Below are 19742 nucleotides of genomic sequence, written 5' to 3'. Positions count from 1 at the left end.
ACGGGGTCCAGCCTATTCACCACTGGCAGGGGAGGTCAGCCCGGATCACGGTCGGCCCGCCCACCGGGCTCACCACGGTGATCACGCCGTCGATCGTCGCGGCGCGGTCGGCCAGGCCGGCCAGCCCGCCGCCGGGACGCACCTCCGCGCCTCCGTGGCCGTTGTCGGTGATCTCGACGACGACGTGGTCGTCGGTCCGCCACACCTTCACGGTCGCTTCGGTCGCTCCGGCGTGCTTCGCGATGTTCGTCAGCGTCTCGCCGACGATGAAGTACGCCGTCGTCTCCACCGCGGCCGGCGGACGCGGGTCGACGTCCACCGAGACGTCCACCGGGATCGGTGACTTCGCCGCCTGCGCCGACAACGCCGCGTCCAGCCCCCGGTCACCGAGGACGGCCGGGTAGATGCCGCGCGCCAGGTCCCGCAGCTCCGAGACGGCGAGCTTCGCGTCCGAGTGCGCCTCGTCGATCAGCTCCCGCACCGCCTGCGGGTCGTGGTCGAACTTCGACTTCGCGCGCCCGAGGCTCATCGCGACGGCCACCAGCCGCTGCTGCGCGCCGTCGTGCAGGTCACGTTCGATGCGACGGCGTTCCGCTTCGGCCGCGTCCACCCCGCGCGCCCGCGACGCCTGCAGCCGCTCGGCCTTCTGCTCCAGCCGCTTCGTGCGGTCCGGCCCCAGCAGTGCCAGCGCCAGCTCGCCGTGCAGCCAGCCCAGCCACGGCGTCACCCAGACCGCCATCGGCAGCAGCACGACCGACGCCAGCGCGATCACGACTTCCGCACACGCCAGCGGGAACGCCGCCATCAGGTAAGCCAGGTCCCGCCACGTCGTCGGATCGCTCAGCCGGACCATCCACCGCCGCAGCAGCGGCTGCCCCTCTTCGTACGGCCGCCGCTGCACCGGCGGCAGCGGCACCCGCAGCATCGTCCCCAGCCAGCCCCGCTCGCGGTCACCGGACCAGCGCACGAAGCTCGTCGTCGCCAGCAGGATCGGGAACCCCACCCAGATCACCGCCGTGGACACCCCCACCGAGATGCCGACCACGATCAGCACGAACTGCAGGAGCCGGAAGACGAAACTGACGATCATGTAGAGGATCGTGCGAGCCGGGTGCGGCCGCGGGTGTTCCAGCTGTCGCGCCTCGGTCATCCCGCCACCAGGTTCTTCTCTTCCGCGTCTTCCCACCAGCGCTCCATCCGGTGGCGCTGCGCCACCGTCGGCCCCAGCAGCGCGGACGCCAGCCGGGCGTGCGTGCCCGCCAGCGCCTTGGTCAGCGCCACCGACAACGCGACGAACAACACCCCGAGCGCTGCCCACGGTAGCGCCTCCACGGTCGAGTCCACGGTCAGCCACGGCACCTCCCAAGCCGGGAAGTGGTACTCCCCGCCCGGCAGCCACCGGAAGTAGACCGGCAGGCCCACGAGCGCCAGGCTCGTCGCCCAGAACGTCGTCACGAGCACGAACTCCACCAGGCCAACCGGGAAAAGGAGAGCGAAGTAGCTCAGGTCCCGCCAGGTCGACGGATCCTTCAGCCGCCCCTTCCACCGCGCGACCTGCTTCCCGGCGGGCAACGGCAGGTAGGGAAGGTCGATGTAGCGGTCCAGCAGCGCGTAGACCCGCGCCCGCTCCAGCCGCGCGGCCCCCCGCACCGCGAGCACGACGGCGGCCAGCAGGCCCACCCCCACCCACACCACCGCCGTCCCCGCCCCGGCCGACACGAAAACGGCGAGGAACCCGAACGCCACCACCCCCAGCGGCAAGTTCATCAGCAAGAACACCACCGAACCACCGAACGGCGGATCCCGCCTCTCGCTCACCATGACCGCGCTCCCTTCATCCCACGACGCCCCACCAGCATCGCGGCTCCGCCCCGGAGACGACATGGTGCGAGCGGGCATCCCGGCGGTAGGGCTGGCCCCACCCCACCCGGACCAAACCGATGGCGCCAGGCGTTATGATGAACAGGTCGTGTCCCGACAAGGGGGTGAACGGTTTCGACTTTGGACGTTGATTCAGGAGAAGCGTGCCGGTGCAGGCGAGAGACCACCGTAAGCGTCATCGCAACCAAATAAGCGCCGACTCCAGTCAGCGCGAGTTCGCCCTCGCCGCCTGAGCGAGTGCGACTCTGTCGGCCCGGGTTCGCCTCCGGCCCGGGTACCGGCATCAGCTAGGAGGCTCAGCGACTGTCCCGGCCACGGGGAACAGTCGTGAAGCAAACAGTGGCTGGGCTCGTCACCTCAGCTTGTTCGCGTGATTGAGGGAGCCAAGCAGAGACGTAGCGGACTGCGCACGGAGAAGTCCTGTTGATACGCCAGAGGACCCGGGTTCAATTCCCGGCACCTCCACGGCACTTTGCGGGAAGGCCCACGCCCCTTCGGGGCTGGGCCTTCCCTTCGTTCTGTCGTGTTCTTTGGGGGTCGGACCCCCAAACCCCCGCCAAGGGGGCTTCGCCCCCCTGGACCCCCCGGGTGGTTGCGTTCGGTGGTGACCCAGGCTCGGGTGGGTCCTCCGTTGGGTGGTGCGCCGGGCCGGGTGGGGCCTCCGTAGGTGGTGAGCCAGGCGGGCTGGGGCCTTTGTGGTGATGAGCCAGGCGACCGGGGGCCTTCGTGGGAGTGGGCCGGCGGTGGGGTGGATCGGGTGATGAGGGCGGGGGTGGGTGAGCGGGGGGTGTGTCGGGGTCGTTCGTCTGGGGGAGTGGTTCGCGGGGGCGCTCACCTGGTGTGTTCGGTTTTGGGTGGGGTGGTTGCTGCTTGTGGTGGGGGCCACTTGTGAGTGAAATTCGTGTCAATGTCATGCTTGGGGTCCGACCATGGCTCCGCACCCGTGGAGTCGGAAGTAGGTGGCCAGATGACCTGGGCCCGGCGTAGCGGCAGCTCCCTTGCCAATGATGAAGACAGCCGGATGGGCGTTATCCGGGCTGAAGAGGCGGTGCGCCTCGGCGAACAGAACGACCGCGCCGTCCTCACCGTGGCCGGACACTCCTCCGACGTCCACGACTGCACCGAACTGCTGGCCATGCTCGGCCTCGACGCCGGGCGGCGGCAGCGGACCGCCTGACCCCTCACACCAGGTCCGCGACGTGGACCACCTTGTTCCGGCCTGTCGCCTTCGCGTGGTAGAGCGCCGTGTCCGCGGCGTCCAGCAGGCGCTGTAGCGAAGCGCCTGCTGACGGGTAGACCGCGATGCCGATCGAGACCGACAGGCCCGAGATCACCAGCTGGCCCGCCGGAACCCGCAACGCGCTGATCGCCCGGCGGACCCGCTCCGCCACCGCGCCGATGTCCGGCTGCGCGATCCCCGGCAGCAAGACCACGAACTCCTCACCACCGAACCGGCCCACCGCGTCCCCCCGGCCGCGGACCGCCGAGATGATCGACCCGGCCACCGCCTTCAGCACCGCGTCACCCGCCAAGTGGCCGTACGTGTCGTTCACCTGCTTGAAGTGGTCCAAGTCGAGCATCAGCAGCCCGAACGTGCCCCCCTGGCGAGCAGCGGCCGCCAGCGTCCGCTCCGCCAGCGCGTGCCAGCCGCTCGTGTTGTACAGGCCCGTCTTCTCGTCGCGGTGGGCCGCCACCTCCAGCTGCTTCACCAGCACCGTCCGGTGCAACAGCAGCAACGGCGGGAACACCAGCACCACCAGGCCCGGCAACGTCGCCAGCACCACCGCGTTCAGGGCACCCAGGCACAGCGTCGCCACCTCGAGGCCGTTGTCCGACCACGTGCCGAACAGCGCCTCCGGCGTCCGGCCCACCTCACGGCGAGCCGGCAGCACCAGCAGCGCGTTCACCGCGAAGAACGTCACCCCCGCGGCCGCGATCGCGAACGTCCCCGCCCAGCTGTGCGGCATCGCCGAGCGGACATCGGAGAAGCCCGAAACCCGCAGCACCGACTGAGCCGCGTAACACGACAGCACGATGATCGCCGCGTTGCTGACCGTGCGGGACACCGGCACCCGCTGCAGGCGGTACCAGCTGCGGACCGCCAGGTGCGCGTACAGGCCCCCGACCAGGACCGCCAGCAGGAGCGGGGGCAGCAGCAGCACGCCGGCGAACGTCCAGACCGACGTCATGTTGATGTGCGGCGTCCCCGACACGCGGCGGCGGATCCGCTCCACGCGCCGGCCCGACTCCGACTGCGCCACCCCGAGGACCAGCAGCACCGCCAGGATCGCCAGCGTCCGGCGGTCCACCGCGATCGGGGACGGGCGCAGCGTCAGCACCACCGCCACCACCTCGCTCACCAGGCAGTAGACGATCACCCGCGGACCCTGGCGCCACAGCACCCAGCGCCGTGGTGCCACGAGCACGTCACGAATACGCGGCCCGGTGCGCGCAATCCCGCCCCCGGTCCGCATACTCATGGTGTCCGGCCGGTGACGGAGCCGGTCCGGCCCGAGGCGGTGAAGGGAGGCGCACCATGTGCGGACGCGACAACTGAGGTCATCGGCTCACCACCCCGACCCGGCGCCACGCCCTCGCGATCGGCACGGCCACCGCGGCCCCGGCCGCCCCGGCCACGGCGATGGTGTGCGCCGGGCCCAGCACGTCGGCCAGCGCGCCCGCCGCGGCCGCGCCCAGCCCCTGCACGGTGATCAGGCCCGCCGAATTCACCCCGGCGCACTGCGCGCGGTGCTCGTCCGGCACCCGCCGCATGAACGACACCGTGCCCTGGATGTTGTAGCCCGTCGCCACCAGCCCGGACGCCGCCATGAGCACCACCGACGCCACCAGGCCGGGCCGGCAGACGAACACCACCAGCGGCAGCCCGGCCACGATCCCCAGCCAGCCCAGCACGCGGACCTGCGCGTGCTCCGGGATCCACTTGCCGAACACGACGCCGCCGAGCACGCTGCCCGCCGGGTCCGCCGCCATCAGCAGCCCCACCAGCGTCGCGCCCGCGCCGATCCCGGCCGCGTACGGCGCGGCCAGCGCCTCCGGCACCACGTAGAACCCGGCCAGCCAGTTGAGCGCCACCAACGTCCGCAACGCCGGGTCGCGCCAGATCAGCCGGATACCCGCACCGGTCGTGGACAGCCAGGCCGGCCGGATCGCCTGGGTGATCGCCGCTCGCCGCCGGACGCCGGTGACCAGGAACAACGCCGAAAGCAGGAACGTCGCCGCGTCCAAGGCCAGCGCCGCCGACGGGGTGAACGCGGCGATCAGCGCGCCGCCCCCGGCGAACCCGGCCAGCTGCGCGCCCTGCATCGTCACGTTCCGCAGGGCCATCCCGACGAGGTACCGCTCGCCTTCCAGCACCGACGGCAGCAGCGCCTGCTGCGCCGCCTTGAACGGGCCGCCGAGCGCCGTCATCACCGCGACCAGCACGCACAGCACCCACAGCGGGACACCGGGGACGGCGATGACCGCGACCAGCGCGGCCCGCGCCAGGTCGGCCGCGACCATCACGTCCCGCCGCGGCCACCGGTCGCCCGCGCCGGCCAGCAGGATGCCGCCGAGCAGCGAAGGCACGTACGTCAGGGCGTAGGTGAGACCGGTCAGCGCGGCCGAGGACGTGCGCTGGAAGACGAGCACCGCGAGCGCGACCCTGGCGAGCTGGTCACCGCAGACGGAGAGCAGCTCGGCGGTCCACATCGCCCGGAACTCGGCGACGGCGAGCACCGCACCGAAACCGGCCTTCTTCACACCTGCGTCATCCATCGGTGCCCCTCGAAACCGCAGCCCCCGCTACGGTAATCACCCACCGGAGTGGAATCGAGCCGTTCGGTGACAGTTGCCCCGATCGCACCAGTCCCGACGCCCGGACGGCCCGCGACGGCCGTCAGGCCGGGTGGCCGCCGATGCGGGTGGTCAGCTCGGCCGCCGTCGTCGCCACTTCGGCGGCCAGGTCCGGCCAGGTCTCCGGGCACGGCTCCGCCGCGCAGTGGTGGCGAAGCGTGACGCTGATCGCCGCCAGGGGGCGGGCGCCGTGGTCGAAGACCGGGCAGGCCACCGAGGCGAAGCCGTCGGTGACGTGCCCGTCCTCGACCGACCAGCCGAGCCGGCGCTCCGCGGTGAGGGTGCGGCGCAGCTCGGCCAGCGTGCGCGGGCCGCGGCCGGTGCGGAGCACGAACGCCGGCGCCGCCGGGAACAACGCTCGGACGTGCGGGGCCGGCAGGTGCCGCAGGATCGCCCGGCCGGACGCGGTCAGCTGCGCCGGCAGCCGGACGCCGACCTCCGTCACCAGTGTCTCCGGCCGGGCCGGGCGTTCCTTGATCAGGTACAGCGACTCGTTGCCGTGCAGGACGCCGAGGTGGGCGGTGTGCCCGACGCGGTCGACGAGCTTGCGCAGCAACGGCCCGGCCAGGCGCTCCAGCGGATCGTGGCGCAGGTAGGCCGAGCCCAGCTCGAACGCCGCGATGCCCAGGCCATAGCGGCGCTCGGCGGGCAGGTGCACGACGAAACCGGCCGCTTCGAGCTCGCTGAGCAGGTGGTACGTGGTCGAACGGGGGAGCCCCGCTTCCCGGGCGATGGCGGCCGCGGTGACCGGGCCGGGCCGCGTGGCCAGGAGGCTCAGCACCGCCAGCCCGCGGCGCAGCGCCGGGACCTCGCTGCTGTCGCCCATGGCCTGAGCCTAGCGTCTGGGATCCCAGACAGAACCACCCGTTGAGGCATCCCACCAGCGGTTCCGAAGGGGTGCAATGAGCCCATGCCGGAAAAAGTGCTCCTGGGCCCGGAGCCCCTGACCGCCGCCCAGGTCGTCGACGTCGTCCGCGGCCACGCGCCGGTCGGGCTCACGGACGCCGCCGAGAAGAACCTCGCCGCGACCCGCCTGCACATCGAGGACCTCGCCCACGCCGTCACGCCCACCTACGGCGTCTCGACCGGCTTCGGTGCGCTCGCCACCCGGCACATCCCGGTCGAGAGCCGGACCGCACTGCAGCGCAGCCTGATCCGCTCGCACGCCGCCGGTGCCGGCCCCGCCGTCGAACCCGAGGTCGTCCGCGCGCTGATGCTGCTGCGGCTGCGCACCCTCGCCAGCGGCTACACCGGGGTCCGCCCGGGCACCGCGCAAACGCTTGCGGCCCTGCTCAACGCCGATATCACGCCGATCGTCCACGAGTACGGTTCGCTCGGCTGCTCCGGCGACTTGGCGCCACTGGCCGTCGTCGCGCTGGCGCTGATGGGCGAGGGTGAAGTGATCCACGCCGGTCGGCTGAAGCCCGCCGCGGAGGCGTTGAAGCAGACCGGGATCGAGCCCGTCGTCCTGGCCGAGAAGGAGGGCCTCGCGCTCACCAACGGCACCGACGGCATGCTCGGCATGCTCCTGCTCGCCGCCGCCGACCTGCACCGGCTCTTCGACATCGCGGACCTCACCGCCGCGATGAGCGTCGAGGCCCTGCTCGGCACCGACCGCGCGTTCGCCGCCGACCTCCAGGCCCTGCGCCCGCACCCCGGGCAGGCGAAGTCCGCGGCCCGGATGTGGCAGGCGCTGCAGGGCTCGAAGATCGTCGAGAGCCACCGCGGCCCGGACTGCAACCGCGTCCAGGACGCCTACTCGCTGCGCTGCGCCCCGCAGGTGCACGGCGCCGCACGCGACAGCCTCACGCACGCCGAACTCGTCGGCGAGCGCGAGCTGATGTCCGCTGTGGACAATCCGGTCGTCCTGGCCGACGGCCGCGTCGAGTCCAACGGCAACTTCCACGGCGCGCCCGTCGCCTACGTCCTCGACTTCCTGGCCATCCCGGTCGCCGACGTCGCCAGCATCGCCGAGCGCCGCACCGACCGGATGCTCGACAAGGCGCGTTCGCACGGCCTGCCGCCGTTCCTCGCCGACGACCCGGGCGTCGACTCCGGCCACATGATCGCCCAGTACACGCAGGCCGCCATCGTCAGCGAGCTCAAGCGGCTCGCCGTGCCGGCGTCGGTCGACTCCATTCCGAGCAGCGCGATGCAGGAGGACCACGTTTCCATGGGCTGGTCGGCCGCGCGGAAGCTGCGCAAGGCCGTCGACGGCCTGACCACCGTGCTGGCCATCGAGCTGCTGACGGCCGCCCGGGCGCTGGACTTCCGGGCGCCGCTGGAACCGTCGCCGGTCACCGGCCGGGTCCGGGACCTGCTCCGCACGAAGGTCGCGGGCCCCGGTCCCGACCGCCACCTGGCGCCCGAAATCGCGGCCGCCGAAGAACTCGTCCGCTCCGGCGCCGTCCTCGACGCCGCCCGTCTGGAGGTCTGAGAATGTCCCGCGTCGTCCGTGCCGCCCGCGGCACCCAGCTCACCGCGAAGTCGTGGCAGACCGAAGCCGCGCTGCGGATGTTCCACAACAACCTCGACCCCGACGTCGCCGAGCGGCCGGAGGACCTGGTCGTCTACGGCGGCACCGGCAAGGCCGCCCGCAACTGGGCCAGCTTCGACGCCATCACCCGCGAACTGACCACTTTGGACGTCGACGAGACGCTGCTCGTCCAGTCCGGCAAGCCGGTCGGCGTGTTCCGCACGCACGAGTGGGCGCCGCGCGTGCTCATCGCCAACTCGAACCTGGTCGGCGACTGGGCGACCTGGCCGGAGTTCCGCCGCCTCGAGCAGCAGGGCCTGACCATGTACGGCCAGATGACCGCGGGTTCGTGGATCTACATCGGCACCCAGGGCATCCTCCAGGGCACCTATGAGACGTTCGCCGCGGTCGCCAAGAAGAAGTTCGGTGGGACGCTGAAAGGCACCCTCACCGTGACCGCGGGCCTCGGCGGCATGGGCGGCGCGCAGCCGCTCGCCGTGACCATGAACGACGGTGTCGCGCTGGTCATCGAATGCGACCCGCAGCGCGCGCACCGCCGCGTCGAGACCCGCTACCTCGACGAGGTGGCCGAAGACCTCGACGACGCCATCGCCCGCGTCACCAAAGCGAAGCAGGAGAAGCGCCCGCTGTCGGTCGGCGTCGTCGGCAACGCCGCCGAGGTGCTGCCGGAGCTGCTGCGCCGCGGCGTCGAGGTCGACATCGTCACCGACCAGACGTCGGCGCACGACCCGCTTTCCTACTTGCCCAAGGGCGTCGGCGTCGACGACTGGCACGACTACGCGGCCAAGAAGCCCGACGAGTTCACCGACCGCTCGCGCGAGTCGATGGCCGACCACGTCGATGCCATGCTCGGCTTCCTGGACCAGGGGGCCGAGGTCTTCGACTACGGCAACTCCCTGCGCGGCGAGGCCAAGCTCGGCGGCTGCGAGCGCGCGTTCGACTTCCCCGGCTTCGTGCCCGCCTACATCCGGCCGCTGTTCTGCGAAGGCAACGGCCCGTTCCGCTGGGCGGCGCTCTCGGGCGACCCCGAGGACATCGCGGCCACCGACCGCGCGATGCTGGAACTTTTCCCGGAGAACGAATCCCTCGCCCGCTGGATCAAGCTGGCCGGCGAGCGCGTCGCGTTCCAGGGCCTGCCCGCCCGCATCTGCTGGCTCGGCTACGGCGAACGCCACCTGGCGGGGCTGCGGTTCAACGAGATGGTCGCCAGCGGCGAGCTGAAGGCGCCGGTCGTCATCGGCCGCGACCACCTCGACTCCGGCAGCGTCGCCTCGCCGTACCGCGAGACCGAGGGCATGGCCGACGGCTCCGACGCGATCGCCGACTGGCCGCTGCTCAACGCCCTGGTCAACACGTCCTCGGGGGCCAGCTGGGTGTCGATCCACCACGGCGGCGGCGTCGGCATGGGCCGGTCCATCCACGCGGGCCAGGTCAGCGTCGCCGACGGAACGCTCTTGGCCGCGCAGAAGCTGGAGCGGGTGCTCACCAACGACCCGGGCATGGGCGTCATCCGGCACGTCGACGCGGGCTACGATCGCGCGGCCGACGTCGCCGACGAGCGCGGTGTGCGGGTGCCGATGCGGGAGGCCGAGTGAGCGCCTCGGGGTTGCTGGGCGAGATCGCCGACGTCGGGCGCGACCCGAAGCGCGGCGGCTACTCCCGCCACGCGTTCGACTCGCCCGAGCACGACCTGCGCGAGTGGTTCGTCGAGCGCGCACTGGGGCTCGGGCTGGACGTCGAGACCGACCGCAACGGCAACATCTGGGCCTGGTGGGGGCCGCCGGGACGCAACGCCGTCGTCACCGGCAGCCACCTCGACTCGGTGCCGGGCGGCGGCGCGTTCGACGGCCCGCTGGGTGTGGTGAGCGCGCTGGCCGCTGTCGAAGCATTGCAGGACAAGGGGATCCGGCCGCGCCGGCCGCTGGCCGTCGTGGTGTTCGCCGAGGAGGAGGGCGGCCGGTTCGGCGTTCCCTGCCTGGGTTCGCGGCTGCTCACCGGCACGATCGACGCCGACAAGGCGCGTGGCCTGCGGGACGCCGACGGCGTCACGTTCGCCGAGGCGGCCGGGAAGGCGGGCGTCGACCCGGCACGGATGGGCCGGGACACCGAGCGGCTGGACCGGATCGGGCAGTTCTTCGAGCTGCACGTCGAGCAGGGGCGCGGGCTGATCGACCTCGGTTCCCCGGTGGCCGTGGGCAGCACGGTGATCGCGCACGGACGGTGGCGATTTTCCTTCACGGGGCAGGGGAACCACGCCGGGGCGACGCTGCTCGCCGATCGCGCGGACCCGATGCTGCCCGCCGCGGCGACGGTCACCGCCGTGCGGCGGCTGGCCGCGAAGGTGCCGGACGCGCGGGCGACCGTCGGCCGGCTCGTGCCGACGCCCGGCGGGACCAACGTCATCGCGTCCACAGTGGACCTCTGGCTGGACGCGCGGGTGCCCGGCCAAGGCACGCCGGGCCTGGTCGCCGAGATCAGCCGGGCGGCCTCGGACGCGGCGCGGGAGGAAGGCTGCCGGGTCGAGGTGACGCGCGAGTCCTACTCCGGCGATGTCGTGTTCGACGACGCCCTCCGGCGTGACCTCGGCGAGTGGCTCGGCGCGCCGCCGGAGCTGCCGACCGGCGCCGGGCACGACGCGGCCATCCTGGCCGGGTTCGTCCCGGCCGGGATGCTCTACGTGCGCAACCCGACCGGGATCAGCCACTCGCCGGAGGAGTTCGCCGAAGCCGGCGACGTCGAAGCCGGTGCCGCGGCGCTGGCCACGATCCTGGAGCGGCTGGCGCAGTGACCCCCAACCCGACCCTCGGCCCGCGGGGGCGCCCCCCGTTTCCAGCCTATCGCGCGGCACCGACAGTTTTCTGGTGCGAACGGGCCTGGCTGCCGGGCGGGATCGCGGCCGGGGTGCGGATCGACGTCGACGGCGGCCGGATCACGGGCGTGACACCGGGCTCGCCGCGGTCCGGCACCGTGCTTCCCGGACTGACGCTGCCGGGCTTCGCGAACGCGCACTCGCACGCCTTCCACCGGGCCCTGCGGGGGCGGACGCACCACGAGCGCGGCACGTTCTGGACGTGGCGCGAGCGTATGTACACGCTGGCCGCGCGGCTCGACCCCGACACGTACTACCGGCTGGCCCGCGGGGTCTACGCGGAGATGGTGCTCGGCGGGTACACGAGCGTCGGCGAGTTCCACTACCTGCACCACGCGCCCGGCGGGAAGCCGTACGCCGACCCGAACGCGATGGGGGCGGCCCTGCGGCAAGCCGCGGCGGACGCCGGGATCCGGTTGACGCTGCTCGACACGTGCTACCTGGCGGGCGGGATCGGTGTCGAGCCCGACGAGGTCCAGCGGCGGTTCTCGGACGGCTCGGCGTCAGCATGGGCTTCGCGGGTGGCCACGCTGAAGGAAGACGAGCTGTTCCGGGTCGGCGCGGCGATCCACTCGGTGCGGGCGGTTCCCGCCGACCAGCTGTCGCTTGTGGACAGCGCACGGGTCGTGCACGTCCACTTGTCGGAGCAGCGGGCCGAGAACGAGCAGTGCCAGGCCGCCTACGGCCGCACGCCCACCGAGCTGCTCGCCGACCGCGGGGTGCTGACCGAGCGCCTGGTCGCTGTACACGCCACGCACTTGACGGCGTCGGACATCGACCGGCTGAGCGGAGCGCGGGCGTGCTTCTGCCCGACCACCGAACGCGACCTCGGTGACGGCATCGGCCCGGCCCGCGCCCTGCGCGACGCCGGGGTGCGGCTGAGCATCGGCAGCGACAGCAATGCCGTGGTCGACGCGTTCGAAGAGACCCGGGCGCTGGAGCTGGACGACCGCTTGGCCAGTGAAGAACGCGGCCGGTTCAGCGCCGAAGAGCTCCTCGAAGCGGGCACGGACCACGCGGCGATCGGGTGGGACGAGGTCGGCGCGCTCGCCGAGGGAGCGGGCGCGGACCTCGTCACCGTGGCCCTGGATTCGGTGCGGACGGCCGGGATCGAGCCGTCGGGTGTCGTGTTCGCGGCGTCGGGCGCCGATGTCCGGCACGTCGTCGTCGCCGGCCGCGAGGTCGTGCGGGACGGCGCGCACCTGCTCGTCGACCGACCGGAAACCCTACTGGCGAAGGAGATCGAGGCACTGTGGCGGTCCTGATCACGGGCATCGGCGAGCTCACCACCAACGATCCGGCGCTGGGCCGGCTGACCGATGCCGCCCTGGTCGTCGAGGGCGGGAAGGTCGCCTGGGCGGGGTCCGCCGCGCAGGCCCCGGACGCCGACGAACGCGTCGACGTCGGCGGCCGCGCGGTGCTGCCCGGCTGGGTCGACAGTCACACGCACCTCGTCTTCGCCGGCGACCGTACCGCCGAGTTCGAGGCGCGGATGGCCGGGAAGCCCTACACCGCAGGCGGCATCGCGACCACGGTCGGTGCCACGCGCGCGGCGACGGACGAGCAGCTGGCGGCGAACCTGCGTCACCACGTCGCCGAGGCGGCCCGCCAGGGCACGACGTGCCTGGAGACCAAGACGGGCTACGGGCTCACGGTGGCCGACGAAGCCCGGAGTGCCCGGATCGCCGGTGAAGTGGCCGACGAGGTCACGTTCCTCGGCGCGCACCTCGTGCCGCCCGGTGCCGACACGGAGTCCTATGTGGACCTCGTCTGCGGCGAGATGCTCGACGCGGTGGCGGAAAGCGTGCGCTGGGCGGACGTGTTCTGCGAGACGGGCGCGTTCGACGAGGCCCAGTCCGCGCGGGTGCTGAAGGCCGCCGCCGGGCGCGGGCTCGGCCTGCGGGTGCACGGCAACCAGCTCGGCGAAGGCCCCGGTGTCCGGCTGGCGGTCGAGCTGGGCGCGGCGAGCGTCGACCACTGCACCTACCTCGCGGACGCGGACGTCGAAGCACTGGCGGCCTCCGAGACGGTCGCGACTTTGCTGCCCGCGTGCGACTTGTCGACCCGCCAGCCCCTGGCCCCGGCTCGGCGGCTGCTCGACGCGGGGGCGACGGTGGCGCTGGCCAGCAACGCGAACCCGGGCAGCTCGTACACGACGTCGATGGCGTTCTGCGTCGCGACGGCGGTGCTGCAGATGCGCATGACGATCGAGGAGGCGGTCTGGGCCGCCACGGCCGGTGGCGCGAAGGCGCTGCGCCGCGACGACGTGGGCGTGCTGTGCCCGGGCGCCCGGGCGGACGTCCACGTGCTCGACGCGCCTTCGGTGACGCACCTGGCTTACCGGCCCGGCGTGCCGCTGACGAACATGGTGTGGCGTGCCGGGGAGCGGGTGCGCTAACGTCGAAAGCGAGGACGCGCGAAGACACAGTCCGGTATGGGTTAGTCCGGACGGCATCCGCAGGCTTACCTGTGCGTCCCTTCCTCATCCGTGACGAAGGGACAGCTGTGTCTGTGATCATCATCGGTGCCGGCCTGGGTGGCTTGAGCCTCGCGCACGGCCTGCGCCGCGCCGGAATCCCCTGCCGCATCTACGAACGCGACGAGTCGGCGGCCTCGCGCAAGCAGGGGTACCGGCTGCACATCAGCGGCGTCGGCGACGCGGCGTTGCGCGAGGTGCTGCCGCCGGAGCTGCACGAACTCTTCCGCGCCACCGCCGGCCGCGCGTTGCCGCACACGAACGTCTACGACCACCGGTTGCGGCTGCTCACGCGTCTGGAAGACGAGGGAACGCACCTCAACATCAACCGCTTCACCCTGCGGCAGATCCTGCTGCACGGCCAGGAAGTCACCTACGGCAAGCGGTGCACGCACTACGAGACCGGTGCGGACGGCGTGACCGCGCACTTCGCCGACGGGACGACCGCGCGGGGTGACCTGCTCGTGGGCGCCGACGGCATCAACTCCGGCGTGCGGCGGCAGCACCTCCCGCACGCCCCGGTCGTCGACGCCGGCCTGGTGCACCTCTACGGCCGGATCCCGCTGACGCCGGAAACCCGCGCGCTGTTCGAGCCGGAGATGTTCGCGGTGTTCTCCATGATGCTCGGGCCGGACCGGACGATGGCCGGGTTCGCGCCGGTCGACTACCCCGAACCGGTGGCCGGCGCGTGCGCGCGGCTGGTGCCGGACCTGCGGTTGCGCGACGACCAGCCGTACATGACCTGCTCGGTGGGCGCGCGCTGGGAGATCGCCGGCCACGCCGAAGCCGAGCTCGCCGCGATGGCGCCGGAGGACCTGCAGAAGGTGGCGCTCCGCCTGGTCGACGGCTGGCACCCCTTGGCCCGCGCGATGGTCGAGCACTGGGACGTTCCGGCGACGTTCCCGCAGCCCATCCGGACGAGCATCCCGATCGGGCGGTGGGAACCGTCGCGCGTGACGCTCGTCGGCGACGCGATCCACGCGATGAGCCCGGCCGGCGGCGCGGGGGCCAACACCGCGTTGCGCGACGGTGCGGCGTTGGCGTCCGCGCTGGCCGGGGCTCCGCCGCTCGAGGCGGTGGCGGCCTACGAGACCGCGATGGTGGACTACGGGTTCGCCGCGGTGCGGGAGTCCGCCGAAAACGGGCGCCGGTACCTCGGGCAGAACCCGCTCACAACGGCAGGGTGAACGGCGTGCACGCCGGCGCGTAGCTCGCGTCGAGCGCGTGCAGGATCAGGCCGGTGACGTTGGGGTCGACCGCCTGGCTCAGGTGCCCGGACGCGTCTCCCGCGCAGAAGTCCTGCAGGACGACGTCCGTGGTGCCGGGTTCACCGAGGATTCCGCTGGTGTAGGGCGTGACGACCTCGTCGTACTTGCTCACGATGCTCGTGTACGTGGGGCCGGGGACGTGGACGCCACCGCGGGCGAGGTCGTCCAGGAAGGCCGACGGCGCGAGGTACTCGGTGCACGCGCCGCACGCCGTGCGCAGGACCGCGCCGAGGCCGGGCACGGACGTGAGCAGGGCCTTGGCGAGCGCGTCGAGGCCGCCGAGCGTCGTCCCGCGGTAGTTGGCGCCGAAGCCGACGAAGTGGGCGACCTTGGCGGCCCCGCCGTACTTGAGGTAGTACGCGGGCATCGTGCTGCCTTCGGAGTGCCCGACGATGTCGACCTTCGCCGCTCCGGTCGTGGACCGGACCCGGTCGACGAACCGGCCGAGCTGCGCGGCGCTATCGCGCATGGACGCGAGCCCGCCGACGCCGGGGCCGAGGATGCCGGTGCCGTACGTCAGCGAGAAGACGCAGTAGCCCTCGGCGGCGATCTTCGGCGCGTGGAAGAACCAGTTGACGGTGTCGTTCGCGCCGAGACCGTGCACGAGCACGACGGGCTCCGGGTGCGCGGCCGAGGGACGGCAGCCCCAGTCGTTCCAGCCGCTGCTCGGGGCCGCTTCCGCGACCGACGGCGCGACCGCGCCGAAGGTGAGCGCCGCGGCGAGCACGGCCAGGATTCGCTTGACACCGCCGTTGGTGACCCGCATTCCATTGCCTCCAGTTACCTGTCAGTACGTGACCTGGATCATGATCGGTCACAGACCGCTGGAGGCGACCTGGGAAAACGCTCAGAGTTGTCCGGCGTGCGTTGTGACGGGTGACAACGACGGCCTGCGGGTCGCGGTGCCGATCCCGGCCAGCGCGACCAGCCCGCAGAGCCAGGCGAACCAGTCGCCGAAGCGGGCGTAGGGAGTCTTCCCCGGCCCCAGCGGGACGTCGGCGACGACCACCGAGAACGGGCGGTCACCGGTGTGGGCGTCGGCCAGCACGTGTCCCTGGGCGTCGGCCAGCATCGGCGTGCCGCGCGCGGCGCTCCACGCCACCGAGAAGCCGTTCTCGACGCCGCGGATCAGCGCGGTGCGGCTGTGGGTCCAGCCGTCGACGTCTTCGTCGGAGGCCGGGATGAGGACCAGGCCCGTGCCGGCTTGGCCGTATTCGCTGCTGGGGTCGGCGAAGTTGACGTCCATGCACACCATCAGCCCGATCCCGGCGAGGTGCGCGAGCTGGGTGCCGGAGGTGAGGTTCGGCGAACTCCCGTTGTGCCACTTGCGGTACTCCACCGGCGGGCCGGACGGCGGAATCGCCAGCGCGGCGTTGAACCGGCCGTCCGGAGTCGTGTCGATGACGCCGGTGACGACGTCGAGGTTCTTCGCACGGGCAACCTGCGTGAAGGCCTCGACGAGCCGCGCACGGCTGACCTGGTCCACCGCGAAGGTGGCTTCGGGGAGCACGACCGCCTGGACGCCGTCCGGCAGCCGGCCGATCTCGTCCACATAGGACTGCACGCGGGTGCGGCCCTCGAACGTGGCGACGTCGATCGCCCAGCGGCTCTGTCCCTGGGCGAGCAGGGCGATCCGCGTCGTCGGCCCGGTGAGCGGCGGCGTGGTCCAGAAGGCGAGCCCGGCCAGCGCCGCGGCGGTGACGACCAGGCCGGCGAGCCGGGCCCGGCCGCGGACGCCCGGCGCGAGCGCGGCGGCCACGGCGGCCGGGACGAACAGCACCAGGAACTCCACGCCCCAGCCGCCGGTCACCGTGGCGAGCCGCAGCACGGCCGGCCGGTCGGCCTGGGTCGTCATCAGGGTGTCCATCACGCCGGTCGGGTTGAGCAGTGAAACGACGTACAGTGCGACGGTCCACAACGCGGGTGCGGCGAGCGCCGCCAGGAGGCCGTGCCCGCGCCGGACCAGCACCCGGAACAGCCCGGCGGACAGGGCGAACAGCAGCGCGCTGCCGCCGAGGATCCCGATCGCCGCGGGGCGGGGGATCGAAAGCGAATGCCAGTAGTAACTCCAGCTGCCGGTGCTCCCCGCGAGGTAGGCGGCGAACGCGCAGGCCATCGCCGCCGCGCCGGGGACGCGCGGCGCGAGCAGCAAGATCGGCAGCGGGGCCACCCAGGCCAGTTCGGGGAGCGGGTCCAAGCCCGTGCCGAAGAAGAACAACACCGCCGACGCCACCGTCGCGACGACCGCCCACCCCAGCTTGTTCATCGTGGCCCCTTTCGCCCGGTTTTGATCGTTCCAGGGGAGGCGGGCGGCCACACTGGGCTGAACCACCCGATTCAGGTGGGGTTTACCCCACCCCGGTTCACGCAGAGTTCAGTAAGCCGTCACTCGACAGGGATCGGAGTGGTCCCCGTCGATCAGTAGCGTTGCTAACGAACAGCAACGAAAGTGGGCCGCCCATGGACTTCTCGCTGATCGTGCTGGTGGTGATCGTCGCCGCGCTGGCCTTCGACTTCACCAACGGCTTCCACGACACCGCCAACGCGATGGCCACCTCCATCGCCACCGGGGCGCTCAAACCGAGAGTCGCCGTCGCCGTTTCGGCCGTGCTGAACCTCGTCGGCGCGTTCCTCTCGGTCGAGGTCGCCAAGACGATCTCCGGCGGGATCGTCGACGACACGAAGGTGACGCCGGTGATCATCTTCGCCGGGCTCGTCGGCGCCATCGTGTGGAACCTGGTGACCTGGCTGATCGGGCTGCCGTCGAGTTCGTCGCACGCGCTGTTCGGCGGCCTGATCGGCGCGACCTGGATCGCTTCGGGCTCCGACGCCGTCCACTTCGGGAAGGTCGTCGAGAAGGTGCTGATCCCGGCGCTCGCTTCGCCGATCGTCGCCGGGCTCGTCGCGACGCTGGGCACCTTCCTCGTCTACCGGATCACCGCCCGGGCGAAGCAGGACACGGTGGGCCGCACCTTCAAGGCCGGCCAGATCGCCTCCGCCTCGCTGGTGTCGCTCGCGCACGGCACGAACGACGCGCAGAAGACCATGGGCGTCATCACGCTCACGCTGATCGCGTCCGGCTCGCTCGCGCCGAACTCGGGGCCGCCGCTCTGGGTGATCCTGACCGCCGGCACCGCGATCGCGCTCGGCACCTACCTCGGCGGCTGGCGGATCATCCAGACGATGGGCAAGAAGCTCACCGAAATCCAGACACCGCAGGGGTTCGCGGCGGAAACCAGCGCCGCGGCGGTCATCCTGACGTCGGCGCACCTCGGGTTCGCGCTGTCCACCACGCACGTCTGCTCGGGCGGCATCATCGGCTCCGGGCTCGGCCGCAAGCTCGCCGAGGTCCGCTGGGGCGTCGCGGGCCGGATGGTCCTGGCCTGGGCGCTGACACTGCCCGCCGCCGCGATCGTCGGCGCGGTCGCCGCCGAGGTCTCGACGCTCGGAACCTGGGGCACCGTGCTGGTCGGCCTGGCCGGGGTCGTCGTCGCCCTGGGCATCTACCTCGCGTCGAAGCGGAACCCCGTCAACGCCAACTCCATCCACGAGCCCGAGCCCGGCGTCGCGCAGCCGGCCAACGCCTGAGGAGCGCCGTGCACATCAACTGGGGTTCCCTCGGTCTCGTCTTCGTCGTCGCGCTGGCTTCGGTCGTCGTGCTGACGAGCCTCTTCTCCTTCGGCGTGGTCGGGCTCTCGCAGCGCGAATCGGCCCGTGCGGAGGGTGGCTCGGGCAGCGGGCCACTGGCCGGCGCGGTCGTCTGCTTCGCCGCCTGCCTGGCGATCGTCGGCTACGGGATCTACTTGATCGTCGCCTGAACGCGGTCCCGGAACCCGCCGGGCAGACCGCCGAGCATCGGCACCAGGGTGGCCCGGCGGGCTTCGGTCAGGTGGGTCAGCAGGTCCAGGACCGGCGTCCAGAGGTCTTCGTCGGCGCTCGCCGCCGTGACCAGCCGGCCGAGCCGGTGCGCCGGGAGCAGGCCGACGACGTGGTCGATGCGGCGCTTGTCGTCGAGCACGAACGCGATCCGCAGCAGCGCCGGGTCGTCGATCTGCTCCAGGGCCCGCCGCACGGTGGGGTCCGGCAGGTGCCCGACGAACCGGCCGAGGGTGATCCAGTCCTCCTTGCGCGCCAGTTCGCCGGCGACGGCGAGGACGGTGTCCAAGGGGATCCGGCTGATGATCGCGCTCGCGCGCCGCGGGTCGAGCTCCGCGGCCACGTCGGCGAGGAACCGGGTGCTGAGCCGCTTGGCGACGTCGACCCCGCGCGCGACGTCGACCAGCCCGGCGATCCGGGCGCACAGCAGCGGGCCGAACACCTTCTCGGCGATCTTGGCGAGCACCCCGACGGGCACGACCCGCGCGGCCAGGGCCATCCGCTGCAGCGCGGCGGCGTTGGCGTCGAACAGCGTGTCGGTGACCTGCTCGCGGAAGGCCTGCAGGTCGTCGGCGTCGACGCGGGCGAGGTACGCCAGGCGCGCCGGCTCGACGTCGAGGACGCGGGCCAGCTTGAGGATTTCGGCCTCGGCCCCGTAGTTCGCTGATGGCACCGCGTGCTCCGTCACAGGCCGACCACCTTCCGGACCGCGCCGCGCAGCAGCGAGGGAACGTACCGGAGGCCTTCTTCGCCCGCCTCGGCGAGCGCTTTCGCCTGACGTCTGCGCGCGTCGCGCAGCGCGTCGGCGAGGTCCTGCCGTTCGTGCTCTTCGAGGGCCTCGATGCCTTCGGGGAGGTAGCCGCCCAACTGGTCGGCGAGTGTGCGCTCGGCCATGGTGGATCATCATGCAACACCGCGGCCCGCGCCGTGCGGATATGCGCATCGAGACGTCCGCCGTCCGTGTCGGTGACCTCGCTGCCCAGTGCTCCGTATTGTGAGCGCTGCTCTCGGGCAACGGCC

The 19742-nt window shown here is 72.3% G+C and carries 18 protein-coding genes and 1 other RNA gene; 10 read left to right on the top strand and 9 right to left on the bottom strand.

What is annotated here, in order from left to right; translation table 11 throughout:
* Positions 1 to 16: 16 nt before the first annotated feature.
* Together AB0F52_RS27015 and AB0F52_RS27010 are read right to left on the bottom strand one after the other, a co-directional pair.
* Entirely contained in the window at positions 17 to 1150 is a 1134-nt protein-coding gene (locus AB0F52_RS27015; RefSeq protein ID WP_360176633.1) for a sensor histidine kinase, read from the bottom strand.
* Entirely contained in the window at positions 1147 to 1821 is a 675-nt protein-coding gene (locus AB0F52_RS27010) for a sensor domain-containing protein (protein ID WP_360176630.1), read from the bottom strand. Before AB0F52_RS27010 ends, AB0F52_RS27015 begins: the two co-directional genes overlap by 4 nt.
* Before the next feature lie 160 nt (positions 1822 to 1981).
* On the opposite strand from AB0F52_RS27010, the gene ssrA reads away from it, so the two are divergent.
* Positions 1982 to 2349: a transfer-messenger RNA gene (ssrA, locus tag AB0F52_RS27005) on the top strand.
* A gap of 499 nt (positions 2350 to 2848) precedes the next feature.
* Positions 2849 to 3058: a hypothetical protein gene (locus AB0F52_RS27000; RefSeq protein WP_360176627.1), complete on the top strand. Its 210-nt coding sequence runs from the start codon at positions 2849 to 2851 to the stop codon at positions 3056 to 3058.
* A gap of 4 nt (positions 3059 to 3062) precedes the next feature.
* Here the strand turns inward: AB0F52_RS27000 and AB0F52_RS26995 are convergent, their stop codons facing one another.
* From AB0F52_RS26995 to AB0F52_RS26985, 3 genes are all read right to left on the bottom strand, one after another.
* On the bottom strand, positions 3063 to 4301 hold the full coding sequence (locus AB0F52_RS26995; RefSeq protein WP_360176748.1) for a GGDEF domain-containing protein: 1239 nt from the start codon (positions 4299 to 4301) through the stop codon (positions 3063 to 3065).
* Between the two features lie 139 nt (positions 4302 to 4440).
* Positions 4441 to 5658: an MFS transporter gene (locus AB0F52_RS26990; RefSeq protein WP_360176624.1), complete on the bottom strand. Its 1218-nt coding sequence runs from the start codon at positions 5656 to 5658 to the stop codon at positions 4441 to 4443.
* A gap of 121 nt (positions 5659 to 5779) precedes the next feature.
* Entirely contained in the window at positions 5780 to 6562 is a 783-nt protein-coding gene (locus AB0F52_RS26985; RefSeq protein WP_360176621.1) for an IclR family transcriptional regulator, read from the bottom strand.
* 84 nt (positions 6563 to 6646) lie between these two features.
* On the opposite strand from AB0F52_RS26985, the gene hutH reads away from it, so the two are divergent.
* The 6 genes from hutH to AB0F52_RS26955 all read left to right on the top strand — a co-directional run bounded on the left by hutH (position 6647) and on the right by AB0F52_RS26955 (position 14765).
* Positions 6647 to 8173 (top strand): histidine ammonia-lyase, encoded by a 1527-nt coding sequence (gene hutH / locus AB0F52_RS26980; protein WP_360176618.1) that lies wholly within the window; start codon positions 6647 to 6649, stop codon positions 8171 to 8173.
* Positions 8174 to 8175: 2 nt separating this feature from the next.
* Positions 8176 to 9828, top strand: coding sequence for a urocanate hydratase (gene hutU / locus AB0F52_RS26975; RefSeq protein WP_360176615.1), 1653 nt, complete (start codon positions 8176 to 8178; stop codon positions 9826 to 9828).
* Positions 9825 to 11021, top strand: a complete 1197-nt coding sequence (locus tag AB0F52_RS26970; protein ID WP_360176612.1) for an allantoate amidohydrolase — start codon at positions 9825 to 9827, stop codon at positions 11019 to 11021. The genes hutU and AB0F52_RS26970 overlap by 4 nt, the downstream gene beginning before the upstream one ends.
* Before the next feature lie 113 nt (positions 11022 to 11134).
* The gene (locus tag AB0F52_RS26965; protein ID WP_360176609.1) at positions 11135 to 12367 is read left to right on the top strand and encodes a formimidoylglutamate deiminase; all 1233 of its coding nucleotides are present in this window, start codon (positions 11135 to 11137) and stop codon (positions 12365 to 12367) included.
* Positions 12355 to 13500 carry an imidazolonepropionase gene (gene hutI, locus AB0F52_RS26960; protein ID WP_360176606.1) on the top strand — a complete coding sequence of 382 codons (1146 nt, stop codon included), beginning with the start codon at positions 12355 to 12357 and terminating at the stop codon, positions 13498 to 13500. Before AB0F52_RS26965 ends, hutI begins: the two co-directional genes overlap by 13 nt.
* A 107-nt stretch (positions 13501 to 13607) precedes the next feature.
* The gene (locus AB0F52_RS26955; RefSeq protein ID WP_360176603.1) at positions 13608 to 14765 is read left to right on the top strand and encodes an NAD(P)/FAD-dependent oxidoreductase; all 1158 of its coding nucleotides are present in this window, start codon (positions 13608 to 13610) and stop codon (positions 14763 to 14765) included.
* On the opposite strand, the gene AB0F52_RS26950 is transcribed toward AB0F52_RS26955, so the two are convergent.
* Both AB0F52_RS26950 and AB0F52_RS26945 read right to left on the bottom strand, forming a co-directional pair.
* The gene (locus AB0F52_RS26950; RefSeq protein ID WP_360176600.1) at positions 14749 to 15612 is read right to left on the bottom strand and encodes a lipase; all 864 of its coding nucleotides are present in this window, start codon (positions 15610 to 15612) and stop codon (positions 14749 to 14751) included. The two genes, AB0F52_RS26955 and AB0F52_RS26950, sit on opposite strands and share 17 nt — an antisense overlap.
* 81 nt (positions 15613 to 15693) lie before the next feature.
* Positions 15694 to 17112, bottom strand: a complete 1419-nt coding sequence (locus AB0F52_RS26945; RefSeq protein ID WP_360176597.1) for an acyltransferase — start codon at positions 17110 to 17112, stop codon at positions 15694 to 15696.
* A 194-nt stretch (positions 17113 to 17306) separates the two neighbouring features.
* On the opposite strand from AB0F52_RS26945, the gene AB0F52_RS26940 reads away from it, so the two are divergent.
* Both AB0F52_RS26940 and AB0F52_RS26935 read left to right on the top strand, forming a co-directional pair.
* Positions 17307 to 18434, top strand: a complete 1128-nt coding sequence (locus AB0F52_RS26940) for an inorganic phosphate transporter (RefSeq protein ID WP_360176594.1) — start codon at positions 17307 to 17309, stop codon at positions 18432 to 18434.
* Positions 18435 to 18442: 8 nt separating this feature from the next.
* Complete coding sequence (locus AB0F52_RS26935) at positions 18443 to 18664, top strand: hypothetical protein (RefSeq protein WP_360176591.1); 222 nt, start codon at positions 18443 to 18445, stop codon at positions 18662 to 18664.
* Here AB0F52_RS26935 and AB0F52_RS26930 read toward each other — a convergent pair.
* The gene (locus tag AB0F52_RS26930) at positions 18646 to 19395 is read right to left on the bottom strand and encodes a hypothetical protein (protein ID WP_360176745.1); all 750 of its coding nucleotides are present in this window, start codon (positions 19393 to 19395) and stop codon (positions 18646 to 18648) included. The genes AB0F52_RS26935 and AB0F52_RS26930 overlap by 19 nt on opposite strands.
* Before the next feature lie 11 nt (positions 19396 to 19406).
* The gene (locus AB0F52_RS26925; protein ID WP_103343677.1) at positions 19407 to 19616 is read right to left on the bottom strand and encodes a hypothetical protein; all 210 of its coding nucleotides are present in this window, start codon (positions 19614 to 19616) and stop codon (positions 19407 to 19409) included.
* Positions 19617 to 19742 lie beyond the last annotated feature (126 nt).

Origin of the sequence: Amycolatopsis sp. NPDC024027 (genome assembly GCF_040638975.1) — a bacterium.
Taxonomy (GTDB): domain Bacteria; phylum Actinomycetota; class Actinomycetes; order Mycobacteriales; family Pseudonocardiaceae; genus Amycolatopsis.
This window is presented reverse-complemented; position numbering and strand designations above follow the sequence as displayed.